Origin of the sequence: Fictibacillus sp. KU28468, from assembly GCF_026153615.1 — a bacterium.
Taxonomy (GTDB): Bacteria; Bacillota; Bacilli; order Bacillales; family Fictibacillaceae; genus Fictibacillus_C; species Fictibacillus_C marinisediminis.
The window spans coordinates 922,110-943,627 of record NZ_CP110666.1; the positions used below are offsets into that span (position 1 = coordinate 922,110).

At 43.5% G+C, this 21,518-nt stretch carries 22 protein-coding genes and 1 riboswitch; of the genes, 17 read left to right on the forward strand and 5 right to left on the reverse strand.

Annotated elements, in window-relative coordinates; translation table 11 throughout:
* Positions 1–87: 87 nt before the first annotated feature.
* Both OKX00_RS04540 and cccB read left to right on the forward strand, forming a co-directional pair.
* On the forward strand, positions 88–966 hold the full coding sequence (locus OKX00_RS04540) for a LysR family transcriptional regulator (protein ID WP_265409606.1): 879 nt from the start codon (positions 88–90) through the stop codon (positions 964–966).
* Positions 967–983: 17 nt separating this feature from the next.
* The gene (cccB, locus tag OKX00_RS04545) at positions 984–1,307 is read left to right on the forward strand and encodes a cytochrome c551 (RefSeq protein WP_265409607.1); all 324 of its coding nucleotides are present in this window, start codon (positions 984–986) and stop codon (positions 1,305–1,307) included.
* Between the two features lie 281 nt (positions 1,308–1,588).
* Here the strand turns inward: cccB and cls are convergent, their stop codons facing one another.
* Positions 1,589–3,037 (reverse strand): cardiolipin synthase, encoded by a 1,449-nt coding sequence (gene cls / locus OKX00_RS04550; RefSeq protein ID WP_265409608.1) that lies wholly within the window; start codon positions 3,035–3,037, stop codon positions 1,589–1,591.
* A gap of 367 nt (positions 3,038–3,404) precedes the next feature.
* On the opposite strand from cls, the gene OKX00_RS04555 reads away from it, so the two are divergent.
* From OKX00_RS04555 to OKX00_RS04600, 9 genes are all read left to right on the forward strand, one after another.
* The gene (locus tag OKX00_RS04555) at positions 3,405–4,613 is read left to right on the forward strand and encodes a quaternary amine ABC transporter ATP-binding protein (protein ID WP_265409609.1); all 1,209 of its coding nucleotides are present in this window, start codon (positions 3,405–3,407) and stop codon (positions 4,611–4,613) included.
* Positions 4,610–6,343 carry a glycine betaine ABC transporter substrate-binding protein gene (locus tag OKX00_RS23210; RefSeq protein WP_322114349.1) on the forward strand — a complete coding sequence of 578 codons (1,734 nt, stop codon included), beginning with the start codon at positions 4,610–4,612 and terminating at the stop codon, positions 6,341–6,343. Before OKX00_RS04555 ends, OKX00_RS23210 begins: the two co-directional genes overlap by 4 nt.
* Before the next feature lie 121 nt (positions 6,344–6,464).
* Positions 6,465–6,689 carry a YuzF family protein gene (locus OKX00_RS04570; RefSeq protein ID WP_265409610.1) on the forward strand — a complete coding sequence of 75 codons (225 nt, stop codon included), beginning with the start codon at positions 6,465–6,467 and terminating at the stop codon, positions 6,687–6,689.
* 60 nt (positions 6,690–6,749) lie between these two features.
* Positions 6,750–7,640 carry a manganese catalase family protein gene (locus OKX00_RS04575; protein ID WP_062237897.1) on the forward strand — a complete coding sequence of 297 codons (891 nt, stop codon included), beginning with the start codon at positions 6,750–6,752 and terminating at the stop codon, positions 7,638–7,640.
* A 182-nt stretch (positions 7,641–7,822) separates the two neighbouring features.
* A riboswitch (SAM riboswitch) is annotated at positions 7,823–7,922 on the forward strand.
* A 632-nt stretch (positions 7,923–8,554) separates the two neighbouring features.
* Positions 8,555–9,547: a CobW family GTP-binding protein gene (locus OKX00_RS04580; protein WP_265409611.1), complete on the forward strand. Its 993-nt coding sequence runs from the start codon at positions 8,555–8,557 to the stop codon at positions 9,545–9,547.
* 226 nt (positions 9,548–9,773) lie between these two features.
* On the forward strand, positions 9,774–10,760 hold the full coding sequence (locus OKX00_RS04585; RefSeq protein ID WP_265409612.1) for a Gfo/Idh/MocA family protein: 987 nt from the start codon (positions 9,774–9,776) through the stop codon (positions 10,758–10,760).
* Between the two features lie 174 nt (positions 10,761–10,934).
* Positions 10,935–11,828: a UTP--glucose-1-phosphate uridylyltransferase GalU gene (gene galU / locus OKX00_RS04590; RefSeq protein WP_265409613.1), complete on the forward strand. Its 894-nt coding sequence runs from the start codon at positions 10,935–10,937 to the stop codon at positions 11,826–11,828.
* A 43-nt stretch (positions 11,829–11,871) separates the two neighbouring features.
* Positions 11,872–13,572, forward strand: coding sequence for a DUF6044 family protein (locus OKX00_RS04595; protein WP_265409614.1), 1,701 nt, complete (start codon positions 11,872–11,874; stop codon positions 13,570–13,572).
* A 41-nt stretch (positions 13,573–13,613) separates the two neighbouring features.
* Positions 13,614–14,051 (forward strand): GtrA family protein, encoded by a 438-nt coding sequence (locus OKX00_RS04600; protein WP_265409615.1) that lies wholly within the window; start codon positions 13,614–13,616, stop codon positions 14,049–14,051.
* A 15-nt stretch (positions 14,052–14,066) separates the two neighbouring features.
* On the opposite strand, the gene OKX00_RS04605 is transcribed toward OKX00_RS04600, so the two are convergent.
* Entirely contained in the window at positions 14,067–14,408 is a 342-nt protein-coding gene (locus tag OKX00_RS04605; RefSeq protein WP_053357048.1) for a YmaF family protein, read from the reverse strand.
* Between the two features lie 252 nt (positions 14,409–14,660).
* Here OKX00_RS04605 and OKX00_RS04610 point away from each other — a divergent pair, with 252 nt between their 5' ends.
* The 4 genes from OKX00_RS04610 (at position 14,661) to OKX00_RS04625 (ending at position 17,467) form a co-directional block, all read left to right on the forward strand.
* The gene (locus OKX00_RS04610) at positions 14,661–15,560 is read left to right on the forward strand and encodes a cation diffusion facilitator family transporter (RefSeq protein ID WP_265410470.1); all 900 of its coding nucleotides are present in this window, start codon (positions 14,661–14,663) and stop codon (positions 15,558–15,560) included.
* A gap of 86 nt (positions 15,561–15,646) precedes the next feature.
* On the forward strand, positions 15,647–15,826 hold the full coding sequence (locus tag OKX00_RS04615) for a hypothetical protein (protein ID WP_053357050.1): 180 nt from the start codon (positions 15,647–15,649) through the stop codon (positions 15,824–15,826).
* A 467-nt stretch (positions 15,827–16,293) separates the two neighbouring features.
* A complete protein-coding gene (locus OKX00_RS04620; RefSeq protein WP_265409616.1) occupies positions 16,294–16,713 on the forward strand; it encodes an anti-sigma regulatory factor in 420 nt (139 codons plus the stop codon).
* Between the two features lie 130 nt (positions 16,714–16,843).
* The gene (locus tag OKX00_RS04625) at positions 16,844–17,467 is read left to right on the forward strand and encodes an HAD-IA family hydrolase (protein WP_265409617.1); all 624 of its coding nucleotides are present in this window, start codon (positions 16,844–16,846) and stop codon (positions 17,465–17,467) included.
* 20 nt (positions 17,468–17,487) lie between these two features.
* Here OKX00_RS04625 and OKX00_RS04630 read toward each other — a convergent pair whose 3' ends face one another.
* Both OKX00_RS04630 and OKX00_RS04635 read right to left on the reverse strand, forming a co-directional pair.
* On the reverse strand, positions 17,488–17,625 hold the full coding sequence (locus tag OKX00_RS04630) for a hypothetical protein (protein ID WP_265409618.1): 138 nt from the start codon (positions 17,623–17,625) through the stop codon (positions 17,488–17,490).
* Positions 17,626–17,690: 65 nt separating this feature from the next.
* On the reverse strand, positions 17,691–17,963 hold the full coding sequence (locus tag OKX00_RS04635) for a hypothetical protein (RefSeq protein ID WP_053357053.1): 273 nt from the start codon (positions 17,961–17,963) through the stop codon (positions 17,691–17,693).
* A 254-nt stretch (positions 17,964–18,217) separates the two neighbouring features.
* Between OKX00_RS04635 and OKX00_RS04640 the strand changes: the two genes are divergently transcribed.
* On the forward strand, positions 18,218–18,448 hold the full coding sequence (locus tag OKX00_RS04640) for a DUF2198 family protein (RefSeq protein ID WP_062237917.1): 231 nt from the start codon (positions 18,218–18,220) through the stop codon (positions 18,446–18,448).
* A gap of 11 nt (positions 18,449–18,459) precedes the next feature.
* Here the strand turns inward: OKX00_RS04640 and OKX00_RS04645 are convergent, their stop codons facing one another.
* The gene (locus OKX00_RS04645; protein ID WP_265409619.1) at positions 18,460–19,332 is read right to left on the reverse strand and encodes a sulfite exporter TauE/SafE family protein; all 873 of its coding nucleotides are present in this window, start codon (positions 19,330–19,332) and stop codon (positions 18,460–18,462) included.
* Positions 19,333–19,526: 194 nt separating this feature from the next.
* Here OKX00_RS04645 and uvrB point away from each other — a divergent pair, with 194 nt between their 5' ends.
* Positions 19,527–21,509, forward strand: a complete 1,983-nt coding sequence (uvrB, locus tag OKX00_RS04650) for an excinuclease ABC subunit UvrB (RefSeq protein ID WP_265409620.1) — start codon at positions 19,527–19,529, stop codon at positions 21,507–21,509.
* Positions 21,510–21,518 lie beyond the last annotated feature (9 nt).

Genomic DNA, 21,518 nt, shown 5'->3' on the forward strand with positions numbered 1-21,518 from the left:
TTTGATAACATTGTATAGAATATATATAATTAAGAAAATTAAATCTTTTTAAAGAACTTGATTAGGATCATTAATAAGGAGATAATAATGGAGTTTAATTGGCTATATACCTTTTTAACGGCGGCAGAAACGGGGAATTTTAGAAAAACAGCAGAGATTCTTTACATATCACAGCCTTCCGTAACGGTTCATATTAAGCAGCTTGAAAAAGAAATCGGGGTATTGCTCTTTCATCGGGAAGGAAAGAAAGTTAAACTGACGGAAGACGGAAAACGATACTTGGATCATGCCAAAAAGCTGATTGCCGTTTATGAAAACGGGCTTGAAGATCTTGCTTCCTTCAGCCAGGGCTATACGAGCAAGCTTATCCTGGCCATCTCACCGCTGATCGCTGACACGATTCTTCCCTTTGTGCTGAAGCGATACTTAAATAAGCATCCTGAAACAGAAATATCGGTGAAAATCATAGAATCAGAACACATCGAACAAGCGGTATTGAACGATGAAGTGGATATTGGTCTATCATGTCTTCCTACATCCAATTCCAATTTAATCTGTAATCTCCTATACAGAGACAAAGTGATCTTGGTTTGTACACACGATGGCCGGGATTCAGAATCCGCACCGCCTCTGGAAGAAGCAGAAGTATTCGAATTGAATTATCTATTGACTCATAATCACCCAGGTTACTGGGGAGGCTTGATTAAAACGATTAAAGCTAAATATCCTGGTGTGCGAATGATGAAAGTGTCACAAGTGCATATTACGAAAAGATTTATTATAGAAGGGCTTGGGGTATCCTTTCTGCCTGCCTCTACAGTCAGGCGAGAACTGCTGGAGGGAAGGATGCTGGAAGTGGACTGCCATTCTATTCAGCTGCCTGACGCCAATACCTATGCACTGACAAAATACGATCACTCCAAACAAAGAGAATTCCTTTCCTTTGTTTCCAACCATAGAATTTAAAAAAAGGAGAGAAACCAATGAAAAAGAAAATGGCCATGATCAGTATGGTGATGCTGCTTTTGGCTGCATGTTCATCCAATAACGGACAGGACGAGCAGAAGAAGCATGAAAAGCAAAATCTCGAAGCAGCTGACAGCGTGTTCAAGCAAAACTGTGCAAGCTGCCACGGAAACAATCTTGAAGGAGCAGCAGGGCCTTCTCTAAAACATATCGGAAGTAAATATTCGGAAAAAGAAATCATGAGCATTATTTTAAAAGGGCGAAATGGTATGCCGGCCGGTTTATTGACTGGCGGAGACGCGAGGCTTGTGGCGGAGTGGCTCAAGAAAGAACACAAATAGGACACCTTGTAGGGGAATGGTCTTGTAGCTCGTGAGGAATGGGATTGCATAGCCATTCTTAGAAACCAAGGATAAGCCAGCTTTTCCTTGATTTCTATTCAGGCTCTGCATTTGTTTCACAAACTGACTGTCTTCGCCAGCAGTCCCATTCCTGTTCTAAAAGTCAATAGATTTGAGGGTCTCTCTTAGCATCAGTAAGCGAGATGTTTTTGAGAGATTAGCAATAATACGCTCTAACAAGGTACATAACAAAAACCGCCTTTTTAGGCGGTTTTTGTGTTTTATAATAGGGGGGAGAGCAGGCGGGAGATGGATTCTCTGAAGCGGATCCACTTCGAACGCTCCTGATATTGTTCCCACGTTAATTTACGGGAAAGCTTTACATCCTCGTGAAAAGCGTCCATCAGCTTTTTGGCTATTGTTTTGTTGTATATAAAAGCATTGATTTCAAAGTTCAGCTTTAAGCTTCGGATATCGAAATTGGCGGTCCCGACGGATGATATCTCATCATCTACAACAATCGATTTGGCATGGATAAAGCCGTTGTCATAGATATAGACTTTCGCACCAGCCTTCAGCAAGTCTCCGATATTGGATAACGAAGCCCAATATACGAAAAGATGATCGGGTTTATTCGGTATCATGATCTTTACGTCTACACCCGAATGGCAGGCGATCCGCAGAGTATCCAGCAGACTGGCATCAGGAACAAAGTACGGAGTTTGAATGGTGATCGAATGTTTGGCAAGGGAGATCATCTTGATGTAGCCGTCTTTGATCTGCGGCCACTCCGATTCGGGCCCGCTCGTAACAATCTGCATGCCGATAGCGCCTTTGCCGATTTCCTCAGGAAAAAGGACAGGATCATAATCAATATCATGTCCATATGAGGCTTGGTTCCAGTCTAGTATAAAACGGGTTTGCATGGAGTGTACGGCTGTGCCCTGAATCTTTAAGTGTGTATCACGCCAAAAACCAAACCTCGGGTTAAGCCCCAGGTATTCATCCCCTACGTTAAAACCGCCGACATAACCGATCTTGCCGTCGATAATAACGATCTTTCGGTGATTTCGGTAGTTCATCCGAAAATTAATGAAGGCAAACCTTGTGGGGAAAAAGACTTCAACCTCTCCCCCGGCCTTTCGGAGTTCGGAGAAAAAGCGTTTGGTGAGTCTTCGTGATCCCAATTCATCATATAAGACCCTGACCTTAACCCCTTGTTTTGCTTTTTCGACCAAGACATCCCTTATCTTTCTGCCAAGATTATCTTTTTTAATAATGTAATATTGCAGGTGTATGTGATGTTCTGCCCGTTCGATATCTTGAATCAGATTCTCGAACTTTTTCCCTCCATCAGTAAAAATTTCAACGGAGTTATCCCGTGAAAAGGGAGCCTCGTTATTGACGAGCTGCATGTAGATCAAGTCCTGGCTTGCTCTCTCAGGTTCGTTGCAAAACTCAAAGGACCCGTCCCGAAGATGCTTCATCTGGCTTTTTAAGGTTTTCTCCAAACCAAGCTTTTTTCGGTCATCCCATTGAAATAGCCGGTGTCTGCTTAAGTTTCGTCCGAACAATAAATAAAGAAAAAAGCCACCTAAAGGAATGAACACTAAGACAAGGAGCCATGCCCAGGTGGAACTGGCATCACGGCGTTCCCGAAATACGATGACGGCCGCAAGCAATATATTCAAAATGGTAACAAGCATAAGTAATATAGAAAAAATATGCATAAATTCTCCTTAACAAGCAAGAGTACGGTAGATGTATAACATACCATACTCTCCTTGTATATTCCCAGTTCTTCAAATAACAAGCAGTATGACCGGATTGAATTTTTTCCATAACCCTAAATAAAGTGTATCATAGTACCATTTATCTCCTAATGACTATTGAAAAAGAAAGCATATGGGAGGATATAAGAGGATATGTCCATATATGTAAGTATATTATGGCTAACTGTTGGGATTCCTAATAGTAACGGTCACACACTCCTATATCAAAGGATACATAATTTGGTGCAGCGAAGAAACTTCTATACAATTAAAAAGTTGCGGTCGAACGTTGTCGAAAAATGTCGTGAAACTAGAGGTGATGTTAATGGAAGCAAAAGTGAGTGTACGAAATGTAACCAAAGTATTTGGCAAATCTCCGAAAGCTGCCGTTCAATTACTTAAAAAAGGTTACTCGAAGAAAGACATATTAAAAGAAACGGGCAGCACGGTCGGTGTAAATAACGCATCGTTTGATATCTATCCCGGCGAAATCTTCGTGGTCATGGGGTTATCCGGAAGCGGAAAATCCACATTGATCCGAATGCTCAACCGTCTGATCGATCCTTCAAGCGGTGAAATACTTATCGATAATCAAGACATTGTTAAGATGCCTTCTTCTCAACTAAGAGAAGTAAGACGTAAAAACATCAGCATGGTGTTTCAAAACTTCGCACTATTTCCCCATAAAACCGTGTTGGAAAATACGGAATACGGATTGGAAATACAAAATGTCTCCCCATCCGAACGCAAGGAGAAAGCGATGAGATCCCTTGAAATCGTTGGATTAAAAGGGTATGAACATCAGCTGCCATCCCAGCTGAGCGGCGGAATGCAGCAGCGGGTGGGACTGGCAAGAGCACTGGCAAGCGATACAGATATCCTTTTGATGGATGAAGCGTTCAGTGCCCTTGATCCCTTGATTCGGAAAGACATGCAGGACGAACTCCTTGAAATTCAGGATTCCATGAAAAAAACGATCATTTTTATTACCCATGATCTGGATGAAGCTTTACGTATCGGCGACCGTATCGCCCTTATGAAAGACGGAAGCATCATTCAGATTGGAACACCTGAAGAAATTATGATGAATCCTGCCAATGAATACGTTGAGCGATTTGTAGAAGATGTGGATATATCACGCGTTCTTACCGCTTCTCACGTTATGAAACGGGCAGAAAAGATTTCTCCTGACAGAGGCCCGAGGGTCGCGCTGCAGATTATGAAAGATCAAGGATATTCGAGCATCTTTATCGTTGACCGCAAGCAAAGATTGCTTGGGGCCGTAACAGCAGATGATGCCTCTAAGGCCATTAAGGAAAACAAGACGATCGAGGAAGTCATGAATAAAGATGTGCTGACTGCAAGTGAAGATACACTTCTTTCTGACTTGCTTGAACCGATGGCGAATACTAATATTCCTCTTGCTGTAATTGATGAAGAAAAACGGTTAAAAGGAGTTATCATCCGCGGCGCTGTCATTGGCGCGCTTGCTGGAAACCGCGATGGGCTGAACGGAAAGGAGGATGACGAATGAATTTTCCGAAAATCCCTTTAGCACAATGGGTTGACCATCTTGTGAACTGGATCACGAATACCTTTGATCCGATCTTTAATGCCATTACAGGCTTTATTGAAGGGCTGATTGACAATCTTGTCACCCTTCTTGGAATGGGGCCATCCATTGTTTTAATTTTAATCATTACCCTTTTCGCTCTCTATACGAGCAGGTGGGGTGTCGCTTTATTTACCTTGATCGGATTATTGCTGATCGATAATCTCGGATATTGGGATGCCACGGTCGATACGCTTGCACTCGTATTGTCATCCGTTGTTTTGACCATCGTAATCGGGATACCGCTTGGAATATGGGCTTCCCAAAATGATACGGCCAAACGGATCATAACTCCTATTCTGGACTTCATGCAGACGATGCCGGCCTTTGTATATCTGATTCCTTCGATTTTGTTCTTCGGAATCGGTGTGGTACCGGGGATTCTGGCGTCTGTTATCTTTGCGGTACCGCCGACGATCCGGCTGACGAATCTAGGGATCCGTGAAGTACCGAAAGATTTAATTGAAGCCACAGAGGCCTTTGGTTCAACAACAGGGCAAAAGCTGTTTAAAGTACAGCTTCCTCTTGCTGCACCAACTATCCTTGCTGGTGTGAACCAGAGTATCATGCTTGCCCTGTCCATGGTCGTTATCGCTTCACTTGTTGGTGCACCTGGACTTGGAGCAGAAGTTTACCGGGCTGTTACTCAAATTAAAGTCGGTGAAGGTTTTGAAGCCGGAATTTCGATCGTTATCATCGCGATCATTCTGGACCGTATCTCTCAGAACTTGCGAAAACCGCTTTTCGGCAATATCATCAATAAGAAAATTGTTTATTCTGTTCTAGCAGTGGTGCTGATCGTAGCGTATGCTGCTACAGCGATCGCACAGGCAAAACCGGAAAAGGCGAGCTCCAAAAATGTCGGTGAACAAGTGAACTATGAAATTACAGGGATTGATCCTGGTGCAGGATTGATGAAATCAACAGAAAAAGCAATGAAAGACTACGGTCTGAAGAAAGACTGGACACTGAAAGAAGGTTCAGCCGCAGCGATGACCGCCGAATTGAAAAAAGCGTATGAAAAGAAAGAACCGATCATCGTTACTGGCTGGACGCCGCACTGGATGTTTAAGAAATACGACCTTAAATACCTGAAGGATCCTAAAGGTTCATACGGTAAGGGTGAAAGTATCCATACCTTAACGAAAAAAGGATTCAAGCAGGAAAATCCAGGAGCCAACAAAATTCTGGATGAGTTCTACTGGAAGCCTTCTGACATGGAAGCGGTGATGGTAGACGTTCAGGATGGCACAACGCCTGAAAAAGCTGCAGCTAAATGGATAAAATCCCACAAAAAAGAAGCCAGCCAATGGACGAAAGGTGCGCCAAAAGGCAACGGAAAAGAAGTTAAACTTGTGTATGTGGCCTGGGAATCGGAAATTGCAAGTACAAACGTTGTAGCTAAAGTTCTTGAACAGCAAGGCTATAAAGTAAAACTTCAGCAAGTTGAAGCCGGCCCGATGTTTGCTGGTGTGGCAGGAGGAAGTGCCGACGCGATGGTCGCGGCATGGCTGCCGACAACCCATAAAGATTACTACAACAAATACAAAGGCAAATTTGAGGATCTTGGACCAAACCTTGAAGGAACGAAGCTTGGTCTGACCGTTCCAAAATATATGCCGATTGATTCCATTGAAGATTTAAAAAAATAATAAAGATTCAGCCGAGGACAGCATACTGATAGCTGTCCTCTTTTTTAGGTAGACTATTGGCCAAATTCTTCTAATAAACTATAGGGGATACTGCAAATTGTTTGTCAAGGGAGAGGACAGCATGAATAACATCAACTGGGTTGTGAGTGATCCATATGTGTATCAGGTGCTTCAGACGGTAGTAGGCAAACCGGTTGTCGTTCAGACCGAGCGCGGTTCTGTGAGAGGAACGCTCAAACAGGTGGTTCCCGATCATATTGTTGTCGAATCTGCAGGAAACTCTTTTTACATCCGCACGCAGCAGATCATCTGGGTGGTACCAAATCCGCAATTGGTTCCCGAATAATACAACCTTCGCCACGCATAAGCATTGAGGTAGAACGGATCACAGCGGGGGTGAAGCACGATGATGAAGCGTGTGAACAAAATAGCGATAGAGCTTCCTAGGCCGGAACACGGTGACATGAACGGAGCCGCGGCGGTTCAGGAACTATTGGGCGGCAAGTTTGGTGAAATGTCCACGTTAAACAATTATATGTATCAATCGTTTAATTTTCGGGGGAAAAAGAAGTTTAAACCCTTTTATGACCTCGTTGCGAGTATTACGGCAGAAGAGTTCGGCCACGTCGAGCTCGTCGCAAACACGATTAATCTGATGTCGTTCGGAAATACGTTTCCAGGCGACCCTGACAGTACGCCTCTTCAGAATGGAAAAGATGCGCGTTATTCCCTCCACTTTACGACAACGGCACAGGCTGCTTACCCGGGGGACGGAATGGGCCGGCCGTGGAATGGAGACTTTGTCACCAACTCCGGAAGTCTTGTGGGTGATTTGCTTCATAACTATTTGCTCGAGATCGGGGCAAGAACCCATAAAATGCGCTGTTATGAGATGACCGATCACCCAACCGCAAGAACGATGATCGGTTATTTGCTCGTCCGCGGCGGCACTCATATCATCGCTTATGCCAAAGCACTGGAAGTGGCAACAGGGGTTGAGGTTGGTAAGATGCTGCCCGTGCCGAGCCTGGATAACAACAAGTTTGATTATGCTAAGCCATTTATAGATAAAGGGCTTTCCAATGTTTTATATACATGGGGGGAGCCGGAGTACCGGGATATCAGTAAAATCTGGAAAGGAAAAAATCCTGAGACGGGACAGCAGTTAACGGTCATTGACGGCATGCCGGAAGGAGCAAAGGTTCCTGATTTTGAGGAACTGCCTGAAGAATTTGCTCCGGGCATTGATCAGGATGATTATCAGCGGATTTTGAAGCGGCTGATGTCGAATATATAAGGGGATGCCGGGTCGCTGATGAGTTTTTTGCGGTTCGGCTTCTGTCTTTGTGGGTATTGAGCCAAAATAATACATAATTGAGCCTAACTCCAAATAATGGATTCCAACTTATTATTCATACTATTTCACCCGGAAAACCTTGACATTCATCCTTAAATTAAGGTACTATACTAAAAAATAAAAGCATATCCAGAGCGGCTGAGGGACTGACCCTATGAAGTCCGGCAACCCGCAAATGGGCGGTGCCAATTTCAGACAAGAATCTATTTTGAAAGATAAGCAGACATGAAATCGTCAAAATGAATGTGCCGCCTTCTCCAGATTTGGAGAAGCCTTTTTAATTACATACAGTAAGAGCTGACTAGACATCTAGAGGCTCGTTTAAGCGGGAATAGACCTGTTTAAGCGGGTCTTTTTAATTGGCTGTTTGCGTAACCTTTGTTGCTCCTGCGGGTTTCACCTGTCACGCTCGTCCCGCAGGACAAGGAAGGCTCCGGCAGCGTTATATCGCACGAAGAAAATGTGAAATTCATTTTCAAGGAGTCTCGCACCTTGCACTCCAATCAACTTAGCAATGAAGGTTTCTTTGCAAAAATGCTCCCAACAAAAGCAACAATTATTAAGAAAAGTGTCATTTTAATTTGTAAAAAAACAGGGGAGGGAAGCGCATGTTTACGGTCTATTGGAGTCTATTGACCTTGCTTTGGGTGATCGGCCTCGTTGTCTGGCATAAGATCTATCCGGACAAGAAGAAGGAAGGGTGATCTTATCGTTAAAAGACCTTATCTCATAAAAAGGGGATAAGGTTTTTTGATTCTTATGTAATTTGTTTGTTTTTCTATTAAGGAGCATTTTAACCATGGTAAGATAAAACATAATGATTACGTTTTATTTTGTTTAAGGAGGATCCTGTTATGTCTCAACCAAAGATACCAACCTATATATTAAGCGGCTTTTTAGGGAGCGGGAAAACGACCGTGCTGCTGAAGATGCTGTCTGATTTTAAAAGCAGGGGGCTCAAGCCGGGCATCGTTCTGAATGAACTCGGACAAGTGAATGTAGAAGGGCATATGTTCAAAGGTGAAAAAATGCTGGAGATGCTGGATGGCTGTATTTGCTGTACGATCCAGGACGACCTTCGCGAAGAACTGCAGTTCTTTTTACAGGATGAGAATGCTGTGGATATTTTGCTGATTGAAGGTACAGGAGTTGCAAATCCGAAGGAAATTCTTGAAGCACTGACGGATCCGCGGCTTCGTGACGGTTTTGAAACGCAATCGATCATCAGTCTGGCCGATGCAAGTAAGTTTCTTGAGTATCAAAGCATATTCTCCAGTTCAAGAGAGATACGCGAGATGCTCAATGAACAAATAACGAGCGCTACACTTATTCTTTTAAACAAGATGGATCTTGTTAACGAGAAAACGAAAGATAAAATCTATAAAAAGCTTAGAAAGCAATTAAAAGCGGAAGTAGAGATCATCGAGACAGTATATGGCGATGTGGAACTGGACGAGTTGCTGAAGAAACGGATGAGCACTGTCGCGGTATCGTTAAGCAAGGAAACAGGAAATGCTGGCCATTCTCATCATGAACATGAAGATCACCACCACCATGAGCATCCATTTAAGGCATTTAAAATTGAAGATTTCCCGGCGGTTGAACGGATCCGGTTTGAAAAATGGCTGAAAAAGCTGCCAGAAAGTGTGCTGCGAGGAAAAGGAATGGTATCACTGGCGTCCCCCTCAGGACTCTATCAATTCCAATTTGCATCGAAAGAGGTAGAAATGGAGCGGATGGAAGATCAAAATTGCAGGACATGCCTCATTTTAATTGGCTATAACATGCCGATTGAGGAAATTCGAGTTTCTTTTCAGCAGGAAGTGCTGCAAACCATCAGCATCTAGGTACGTTTGGCAAGCTGGATTCAGTGGCGGGTGGAGGTTTACCCGCCGTTTTGGGACAAATACGCGCGGAAATGCAAAAGTTACCCGCCAAAACGAATTTACCCGCGGAATTTGCATATTTGCCCGCCAACACCACAATTCACACAATCTCCCATTCAGCAAAATCGTATAAAACATGCTACATTAATTCATGATGATAAGAGTGTAAGTTGAAGGAGGATATATCGTGATACGTTTTGGAGTAATCGGAACAAACTGGATTACCGATGCTTTCCTGAAAGCAGCAGGTGACTTGGAAGACCTTGAGCTGGCTGCCGTCTATTCAAGGACGTTGGAGAAAGGGAGAGAGTTCGCGGATAAGTACGGGGTACATACGGTTTTTACCGATGTGGAAGAGATGGCAAAATCCGATGTGATCGATGCGGTTTATGTTGCCAGCCCGAACTCTTTTCACTCGAAGCATGCCATCACGCTGATGAACCATGGCAAGCATGTGCTCTGCGAAAAGCCGCTTGCTTCCAACGCAGAGGAAGTCAAAGAAATGATCGAAGCGGCAAAAGCAAACAAGATTGTTCTGATGGAGGCGCTAAAATCAACCATGCTTCCGGGATTCAAAGCAATTCAAGAAAGTTTGCCCAAAATCGAGACCATAAGAAGATACGTGGGAAACTACTGCCAGTATTCTTCCCGCTATGATGCCTATAAAGAAGGAAACATTTTGAATGCGTTTAAGCCTCAGTTTTCAAATGGAGCGCTCATGGACTTGGGAACGTACTGCATCTATCCGCTTGTAGTTCTGTTCGGCAAGCCGATCAGCGTAAAGGCGAGCGGGGTCATGCTGGAATCCGGTGTGGATGGGGAAGGCAGCGTCCTTTTGACGTATGAGTCGATGGAGGCTGTCATTACGTATTCAAAGATTACGGATTCGTTCCTTCCTTCTGAAATTCAGGGGGAGAAAGGGAGCATCATCATTGACCGGATTCATACACCGGAAAAGGTTGAGATTCGCCATCGAGGTGGATCGGTGGAAGATGTCTCTCAAACAGCCCAACATGAACCGATGTATTATGAGGCAAAAGAATTCATCTCTCTGATTCAGCAGGGAAAACTGGAATCAGACATCAACTCTCACGAAAATTCTCTTACAGTCATGGAGATTATGGATGAAGTCCGCAGCCAGATTGGTGTTGTCTATCCAAGCGACCGAAAATAACCGATTTGAACTGCTCAGAGTTTTTTCTGGGCAGTTCTTGTTTAGATAGGCTGTGAGAATGAAATAGTACGTACCATATGAAAATGGGGGTTTGGATGAGAGTGCATTGGTCACACTAAAGGTGACGATCCTTTCATTAATAGGGAAACTATTAGGCAATGAGGAGTGGAAGACATGACGAAAAAAGTGAAGAAAGCCATTATTCCGGCAGCTGGTCTTGGGACGAGATTCCTGCCGGCCACGAAAGCAATGCCGAAAGAAATGCTGCCTATCGTAGACAAACCAACCATTCAATATATTGTGGAAGAAGCGATTAATTCCGGGATAGAAGATATTCTGATCGTAACAGGTAAAGGAAAACGTGCGATCGAGGATCATTTTGATTATTCATTTGATCTGGAGCAGAGTCTGTTCAGCAAAGGAAAGGTGAAGCTGCTTCAGGAAGTTCAGCGCTCGTCAGAAATGGCAGATATTCATTACATCCGCCAGAAGCAGCCGAAGGGGCTTGGGCATGCTGTATGGAGTGCAAGGAAATTTATTGGAGATGAGCCGTTCGCTGTCCTGCTTGGTGATGATATTGTCCAATCGGAAACACCGTGCATTCGCCAGCTGATCCAGCAGTATGAGAAAACAGGATCATCTGTTATCGGGGTAAAGCCTGTTCCAGAAGAAGAAACAGACCGGTACGGGATCATTGAAACGAGAAAACAAGCGGGACGCCTGTATGAGGTCTCAAATTTTGTAGAAAAACCTTCAAAAGGCGAAGCTCCTTCCAACCTGGCGATCATGGGGCGCTACGTTCTTACTCCCGAGATCTTTTCCATTCTCGATAACCAGGAAATCGGGGCCGGAGGGGAGATTCAGCTTACCGATGCCATTCATAGGCTGAACCAGGAACAGAACGTTTATGCTTATGAGTTTGAGGGTGATCGGTATGATGTAGGGGAAAAGCTTGGTTTTATAACAACCACGATTGAATTTGCATTGAAGAACAAAGAGCTTAACGAGCCTCTTATGCATTATTTAAAAGAAAAGCTGATGAACGTGCAGGCTGATCCAAAAATGTAAGCCATTGCCGATTTAAGGGCGTATCCTAAACAGAAGGGGTTCCATGATTGTGAAATACTGGTCAGCCTTGAGTCCGGAAAATAAACATCTGACATTGGCATGGGTGCTGCTGGTTTTGTTCATGGCCCCTCCGTTTATTCTCGGTGAGCATTCTCATATCCGAGTACATGACAATATGGATTCCAACATTGCGTGGTACAAGGTGTTAAAAGAAAGCGGGCAGCTGTTCGGTCCGATGGACACCGTCATTCCGCAAATTATCAACGGCCTTCCCAGGAATGCTTTCGGAACCGAGTTCAGTCTGATCCAATGGCTTCATCACTGGTTTCCGCCTATGACAGCTTATGCCATAAGCCAGGGGATTACCCGGATTTTTGCGTTCATCGGGATGTATTTGCTGCTGTCGAAGCATTTTATGAAAGATGAAAAGGCTTATCCCATAACCGTGTGGGTTTCACTTGCCTTTGCACTTACTCCCTTTTGGCCGTCGGGAATGCTCAGTACGCTAGGGCAGCCCCTTGCTTTATGGGCATTTTTAAATATTAGAAAGCACAAAGAAACCTGGAGGGAATGGCTTACGCTTGTACTCCTGCCCCTATACTCCAGTTTTGTGCTTGGATTTTTCTTTTTTCTCACTGCAGTGGGTGTGATCTGGCTTTATGATGCAGTTACAAAAAAGCGGTGGAACATGCGCTTTTTATTCAGCATTGTATTGATGACGGTCCTTTATTTGCTGATTGAATATAGACTCGTATACTCGCTGGTAGTGCCGGAAGCACCGACAAGCCGGAATGAATTCATGAGCTCGAAGCTTTCGTTCTGGCATACGATACGGCTTGTTTTCAAAAACTATTTTCTGGGCCACACGCATGTCCTCACTTTACATACAGCGGTCATTTTACCCATTATGTTTGCTGCACTTTGGAAGATTTGGAAAGATAGAAGCAGTGGGGAGATTAAAAAATCGTTCCTTCTCTTATTCTTGCTTAACTTCTTGCTGTCTGTCTGGTATGCCTTTTGGTTTTACAAGGGCTGGACGCCTGTAAAAGAGAAGGTTGCTTTTCTTGCGACGTTCAATTTTGCACGTTTTCATTTTTTGCGCCCGCTCGTTATTTATGTTTTGTTTGCTTTAGGAAGCTGGATTCTATGGAAAATAGAAGGCTGGCGGACATGGATAAAGGCCGGTTTGGCTCTACAGATTTTTATTTTATGCTGTGCTCATGAGGAGATTTATTATCGTGTTGTCCATGCACCGTCCTTCAAGGAGTTTTATGCCGTCAAACAATTCGAGGAGATGGAGCACTATATCGGAAAGCCGCAGTCTTCCTATCGAGTGGCGAGCATCGGGATCCATCCTGCCATCGCCCAGTATAACGGCTTTTACACCCTTGATACATACAACAATTATTATCCGCTGTCTTATAAGCATAAGTTTCGAAGAATTATTGCCAAAGAACTTGATAAAGACCGGATGCTAAAAAATTACTTTGATCAATGGGGAAACCGGTGCTATCTTTTTGCAGATGAGCTGGGAAAGAAGTACCATTACACGAAACATTCAAAGAAACGCATTCAGCATCTCCAGCTGAACACGAAAGTCTTTACTCAAATGGGAGGCCGGTATATCTTTTCCGCGCTTCCGATTGATAATGCAGAAGAAAATCACCTGCATTTTGTAAAAGCATTTTCTCAAAAGGAATCGGCTTGGAGGATTTATTTGTATCGTGCTGAAGAAATGGACTAAAAATGGCAAAAGGAGTAGCCGGAAGAGATGGCTGATGAGAAATGAAACATTCATTTGTACGGTTTTTGATAGTTGGTGTAATCAATACATTGGTCGGATTATCGGTGATCTATCTGCTGATTCATGCGGCAGATGTATCGTATTGGCTGGCAACATTTTTAGGAAACGCAGTTGGCGCATGTGTGAGCTATGTGCTAAACCGGATGTTCACGTTTAAAAGCTCCTCACCAGTAGCGGGAAGTATGGTACGGTTTGCTATCGTCATTCTTCTCTGCTATTTTATCGCCTATTATGCCGGAATTCGGATTGCAGACTGGGCCTTCTCTGCAATAATTCCTCTGCCAAAACACTTTGCCAAAGATGCCGCTGTTTTGATAGGAACAGGACTGTATACGGTTCTGAATTATGCCGGACAAAAACGCTTCGTGTTTACGGAGAGCAGCAGCTCTGGTAAAGCGGGCACTATGACGCGGGAGTAATTAAATAACAGTTCTTTACTTCGTTCCGGGTGCGGGATGATCTACCCCTTTTACATGATGCTGATGGCCATCGTCTACACTTGTGTAAAAGTCGTAATAGTGAACATGCATGCCGTTGCCTACTGGAATAGGCGGACCAGAATAGGCTCGGTAATGGTGGGTATGGCCATTTTCAAACATCACGTACCCTTCCGTAAAATGGATGTGGCCTCCGTCCTGTGTAGGAATGGGTGGAGAAGTGACATCAAGGCATTGATGGACGTGGTCTCCAGCCATGGAAGTATAATCAACGGAACCATGATTGTGGTTGGGAACAAACCCTTGGACAAAGTCATCCTTTCCCACTTTGTTGTTCATAGGAATCTCCTCCTGTAACATTTGGTCTAATCAATAGTTATGTTCTGTTTTGTTTTATTTTCCAAAATTTTATGTTTCATTGATTTTCTCTTGTGAAAAGAGTATGATTAATGAACTGGACTTTTGCCGTAATTATAAGGATGATGGATATGAAAAACCCAAAATTCAAAATCACATACCTGCCCTAAGCCGCCTTCGGCTTAGGGTTTTTTTTTCCTTTGGGAAACATTATTTTAGGAGGGGAACATGGAGATTGTACATGAAAGAGAAAGAATAGGTAAAAAAGTGGCCTGGCTGGCTGTGATCAGCAACTGTATATTAACCATTGGAAAGGTTGCGGTCGGGCTGAATGCAGGAAGTGAATCGGTCTTTGCGGACGGTATCCACTCCGCTGCAGACATTGTAGCTTCTATTGCTGTACTGGCCGTGGTAGGAATCTCCAACAAGCCGCCTGATGAGGACCATCCATTCGGACATGGTAAAGCTGAAGTGCTTAGTGAAGGCTTTGTAGGTATTATTTTATTTCTTGTTTCTATATATATTGTTGTTGAAGGTATCCTGGGCTTAATCGGAACACCGAAAGCACCTGAGTACATTGCATTGTTCGCCGCTCTATTTTCTTATATTGCAAAGCACCTGCTTTACCATAACTCCATGAAGCTGGGTGAAAAATATAACAGCAAAGCCATAATAGCGATCGCATTTGACCACAAAGCTGACATTGTAGCCTCCCTTGCTGCTTTTTTTGGCGTCATACTATCCATTATCGGGGATAAATTCAACTTGCCTTATCTCTTATACGGCGATGCTGCGGCCAGTCTGATCGTCGCTTTCCTTATCCTGAAAATCTCACTGAAACTGCTCGGTTCATCTGTTGATGTATTGATGGATAAGAATATTGAAAAACCGCTGCTGACACAATACCGAAAAGTTGTCATGGAATTTAAAGAAGTGAAGCGGATTGACCGCATGAGAGCGAGGACACATGGCCACTACATCATTCTGGACTTAAGAATTTCGCTCAATTATGATCTGAGCATTAAAGAAGGCCATGATATTGCAAGAAATTTAAGAGACGAGATACAAAAAAGATTTCCGGACATATCTGAGGTATTTATTCATATTAATCCGTACTTTCCTGACAAAAATTGACACCCGGCCTGGGTGTTTTTTGTTTATCACAAGAAAAATCGGGAATAGGTTGCATAAACAAATCCTTTAAAAGGAGGAGAAATTAAATGAAATCTATTCATGTTCTGCTTGAGTATACAGAAGAAGCTCCTGAAACGTTTGATAAAGATCTTCGCGGGAAATTAAATGATAATTTAAGTGATTTGGGGCTGAAAGTCGTTTCGATTGGAGATTTTGGTAAAGAAGATGAAGATAACTCAGCCAGTTCACAGTCAAACAAAGCCTAGCCTGATGCTTCGGGAAAACGGACGACCATTATCCCGGATCACAACAATTCCGCAGGCGGGCAGTCAACCCCAGATGAGCAGCTGCCAGGATATGAAAATTATAAAAAAATAACCATTGATCTTTAGACCTTGTCCCAGGACAGGGTCTTTTTCGTTTTTTTCGGCAATCAGGAACGTAAAATAAGAACGTAAAATAAGATAGAAATATGTTGGAATCCTTTATCTCTTTAAAGGAGATAAATACGTGATGTCGAAATTAGTATTATGGTCGTTTATGTAAGTCTGCTCTAGTAAAATGTCCTCAAAATGAAATGATTTTGTTGAAATAAAAAGGAAAAATACTTAAATTGTTGAAATGTATGAAGGGTAAGTAATCCAGTATCTGTTCACTGAAATTCCATAAAACAAAATCCGTATGCCCGTAGAAAGTAAGCACTACTAATAAAACAGGAATAGAGGTGCTTACCATGAATTATCATCAGGTTACGGTTGAAATAAAAAATGAATTGGATATCTCTATTGCCCGTCAAGAAGGGAAAGAACTTGCTAGAATCATCGGTTTTAATTCCGTTAATCAAGTCCGGATCAAAACCGTGATATCCGAGCTTGCCAGAAACATATACCTTTATGCAGGCGAGGGTGAAATCATTGTCGAAGCGATTGAAGAAGAAAACCGGGCAGGGATCAGGGTATCGGCCATTGATCAAGGTCCAGGTATTCAAGACATTAAAATGGCGCTTCAAGCAGGATATACGAGTTCAGGAGGATTGGGAGCCGGTTTGCCGGGGGTCCAAAAATTAATGGATATCATCAATGTTCAATCGACGCTTAATTTGGGTACTGAAATCACGGCCATTAAATGGTGCAGTGAAAAAATGATGAAATAGCCGCCGAATTCCCGTGAAGAAAAAGGGAGCCGGCGGTTAAATTTTGCCCTTTTTTGTGGGAAAAACTACAAACAGGATGTCTCTCCTCTATAATACACAATAAGCCGTACGATAAGGAGAACCCTTATTTATGATAAAGTCTGTTATTTTTGATTTTGATGGCACGCTCGCTGACTCAAGGCTCGTGTTCTTATCGGTGTTTAATCAGCTGGCAGCAAAACATGGTTTTCGGAAAGTAGATGTCGAAGAGATGGAGTTTCTGAGGAAGCTTTCGATGATGGAAAGGATCAAACATCTGAATTTCCCAATGCACAAAATACCAGCATCGAGCGCTGAATTTTACGAGCTTTATAATCAAGCATTAGGGGATGTGACAATGGTACCTGGCATGGCTGAACTTTTATCAGAAGTAAACAGCAGGGGATACAGGTCGGCCATAATATCTTCCAATTCGAAAAAGAATGTTGAAGCTTTTCTATCCCGAAACCGCCTCCATCATATGGAAGAAATCATTTGCTCCAACCGGCTTTTTGGTAAGGATCGCCATATTAAAAGCTATCTTAAAAAGAACGGAATGGCCAAGGAAGAAGTGATCTATGTCGGTGATGAAGCCAGAGATATTGCCGCCTGCAGAAAATGCGGCATTAAAATCATCTGGGTAGGCTGGGGCTATGACGCAAGGGAAGCTGCAGAAAAGGAAAAACCGGATTTTATGGTTTTCCATCCCAAGGATATTTTAACGGTATTGAACTGATCACATGATAAAACCCTGCGTCAAGGATGCAGGGTTTTGTATGGCAGTTTCCGCTTCTTTTGCTGCATAAGCAAAAACGGCAGCCTTCTCTTATTGCCTTTATAATGGATGATTTCAAGCAGTTGGTTCAGTGCTTTAGCCTGATCGGATTCATTCATTTCTTATGTGCCCCCTCTTCATATTAATCTATGAAGGAGTTGAGGCATTATGCTTTTTTTATTTTCTAGGCCAGATATTCCTGCTGGATCACAGTGTTCAGTAAAATGTACTGTCCTTGATCGAGGACAGCCGAGTATAACTTGGCCTCGCTTTCAGATACACCAATCTTGATCAGTTTTTGGTGGATGTTTTTTTCAGAGGGCGGGAGCTTGCATGTTTCGTAAGGTCCTACAATCATCATATGCTTCGTGTCCATTCCGTCTTTTTTTAATAGTTTCAGCTTGTTTAATACTTTTTTCTCTGATGGGTAAATGCCAATAACTCTGCGAGTATTCATAGGCAAACCTCCTCAATTTTAAAGCGGGAATTTAAGGGGATATTCTGTAAATTCCCGCAATGGTTATACTTTAAAACCTATTTCAAAAAATTATAAAGGGTTTAGGTTTGATTTTGTTCTGTGAAGGGTAAAAGCATTTTGAAGCAACCCCCCCCTTTTTTAAGCCAGAGCCATAACGGTTTTGGTTTTTTTATGCTTTAAATGATGTGGTATAGTGAATGAGGAAGTATTTGAACAGATAGGGGTATGCACGTATGGTTGAGGTGTTACTGGCAGCGCTTTTGCCGATTGTTTTACAGCTTCTTTTTAACCGGGTGCTCTTTTCAAAGTATCTGCCTGTCATGATTACATTGCTAATTTTGCTGTTTGCGTTCGATGGCCTGAATCAGCCGCTGTATCTTCAGGCAACAGCACTATGTTCTGTATTGGCCGGATATTGGCTCGGTTTAAACATCCATAAAAAACAAGCGCGTAAAATGAAATAAAAGCGTTCGCCTCAAGAAGGGGCGGACGCTTTTTTTCGAGAGTAGCGAGCTGAATCCTTTAAAAAAACAAGGAGCAGTATGATAATATAGACCGAAACAACGCCGAGGCCGATATGGCCGAAGTGTAAAAGCTGCAGAAAGACGGATACGATTGTTGCGGCATAGATTCCGCCGAGATACGTTTCCATTTGATGATTTTGATAGAGCGAGGTTAGTCTGGCCCCCAGCTGAGCGCCGATCAATGCGCCGATGATTAAAAAGATGCCGATGTGATAGTTCAGTGTGATCGATTGTGCATAGGTCAGGAACCCTGCTGAAACAATGGCAAAAACACTGACAAGGCTTGTCCCAACTGCTTTTCTTGGTTCAAGTTTTAATACGGAAATCATCAGTGGAACCATGACAAAGCCGCCGCCGACTCCAAGGGTAGTCGAAAGAAATCCGCCAGTAAACCCAATCATCAGCGCTTTCGTCATTGAAAAGTCATTTTCCGCAGGCATCTCAGCAGTAATTGTATTTTTCTTTTTCCTGAGCAGCTGAACAGCAAAGTATCCCATCAGTATGATGTATAAGGCCGGTATTACAATTTTATCCCAATGCTTTTCGCTAAGCCACATGACAGCAGGGTGTGCAGCCTGTGTGGCAAGTACTCCTGACAAGCCAAGGGTGATGGCTGTTTTCCAATAGATATTCTTCATGCGAAGATGAGCAAATACCCCTGAAACACTCGTCCCGATCGAATACATGAGACTGGTCGCGATCGCGGTAACCGGCTCATAGCCAAACAATATTAAAACAGGGGTTAAAATAAAGCCTCCCCCAAGTCCGAAAAACCCAGAAATAATCCCAACAGCAAGACCCAGGAAAATATAGAGCAAATCCATGATGCATTCTCCTTTTGACGTTCTGTGCAACATTCAAAGTGTACACCAAAAGAAGAAGTAAAGAAAAGACATTTTACAGACTTAAATGTTTTTTCCAGCATTTAACGCACGAATATTTGTTCGCAAAAATTAGAGTTTCACAGGTCAGCTGTGTTATAATCTTATTAGCAAAATTTAGGAACGGAGGTTGTGAAATGAGTGAGTCTTTTCAGCTCGTTTCTTCTTACGAACCGCAGGGAGACCAGCCTAAAGCGATCCGCAAGCTGGTTCAGGGAATCAAAGAGAAGAAGCAAAAAATGACACTGCTTGGCGCCACAGGTACAGGTAAGACATTTACGGTTTCAAATGTCATAAAAGAGGTGAATAAACCAACGCTGGTTATCGCCCATAACAAAACATTGGCTGGACAGCTGTACAGTGAGTTCAAAGAATTCTTTCCGAATAACGCGGTTGAATACTTTGTGAGCTACTACGATTACTATCAGCCGGAAGCATATATCCCGCAGTCCGATACGTTCATTGAAAAAGATGCGAGCATCAACGACGAAATTGATAAACTCAGACACAGTGCCACCTCTTCGTTATTTGAACGGAAGGACGTTATCATCGTTTCCAGTGTTTCCTGCATCTATGGGCTTGGTTCACCGGAAGAGTACAAAAGCCTGGTTATTTCCTTGCGTACAGGCATGGAAAGAGACAGGGATCAGCTTCTGCGTGATTTGGTAGATATCCAGTACAACCGAAATGATATCAATTTCACACGCGGTACTTTCCGCGTGCGTGGAGATGTTGTGGAGATCTTCCCGGCTTCACGTGATGAACGCTGTCTCAGAGTAGAGTTCTTTGGTGATGAGATTGACCGGATTACCGAGGTGGACGCCCTTACTGGAGAAATTGTCGGCGAACGGAACCATGTTGCCATTTTCCCGGCATCCCACTTCGTAACACGTGAAGAAAAAATGAAACTGGCCATTCAGCGGATCGAAGCCGAGCTGGAAGAGAGGCTGAAGGAGCTGAATGATGCAGGGAAGCTGCTTGAAGCCCAGCGCCTTGAACAGCGTACGCGCTATGATATTGAAATGATGAGCGAGATGGGCTTCTGCTCAGGAATTGAAAACTATTCCCTGCACCTTACGCTTCGCCCGATTGGGTCTACACCGTATACTCTCCTTGATTATTTTCCTGATGATTCAATGATCGTCATTGATGAGTCCCATGTTACATTGCCGCAGATTCGTGGAATGTATAACGGAGACCAGGCAAGAAAGAATGTACTGGTGGAGCACGGCTTCCGTCTGCCGTCAGCCAAGGACAACCGTCCGCTCACGTTTGATGAATTTGAAGGAAAAGATAAGTTTCAGCATATATACGTTTCCGCGACCCCAGGACCTTATGAAGCGGAGCATGCCCCTGAACCGATCCAGCAGATCATCCGCCCGACAGGATTGCTTGATCCGACCATCGAAGTGAGGAAAAGCAAAGGGCAGATTGATGACCTTCTCGGGGAAATCAATGATCGTGTGGCGAAGAAAGAACGGGTGCTCGTAACAACGCTCACGAAAAAAATGTCCGAGGATCTGACAGATTATCTGCAGGAAATGGGTATAAAGGTAAGATACCTCCATTCCGAGATCAAAACGCTGGAGCGGATTCAGATCATCAGAGATCTCAGGCTCGGTGTGTTTGACGTGCTGGTTGGGATCAATCTCCTGCGGGAAGGCTTGGACATTCCTGAGGTATCTTTGGTTACGATCCTGGATGCCGATAAGGAAGGGTTCCTTCGTTCAGAAAGGTCTCTCATCCAGACGATGGGCCGTGCAGCGCGTAACAGCAATGGCCACGTCATCATGTATGCCGACCGTATTACGAAATCCATGGAGATTGCCATCGGAGAAACACAGAGGCGCCGGAATGTTCAGATGCAGTATAACGAGGAGCACGGGATCACGCCGCAAACGATTAAAAAAGCAGTGCACGATGTCATAAGTGCCACTCAAGCCGCTGAAGAAGCCGAGGAGTATACATCTAAAGCACCAAAACAAAAAATGAGCAAGAAAGACCGCGAAGCATTTGTTGAACGCCTCGAAGTTGAAATGAAAGATGCAGCAAGAAATCTGCAGTTTGAGCGCGCCGCAGAGCTTCGTGATATGATTCTTGAGCTTAAGGCTGAAGGGTAAGGTGATTGT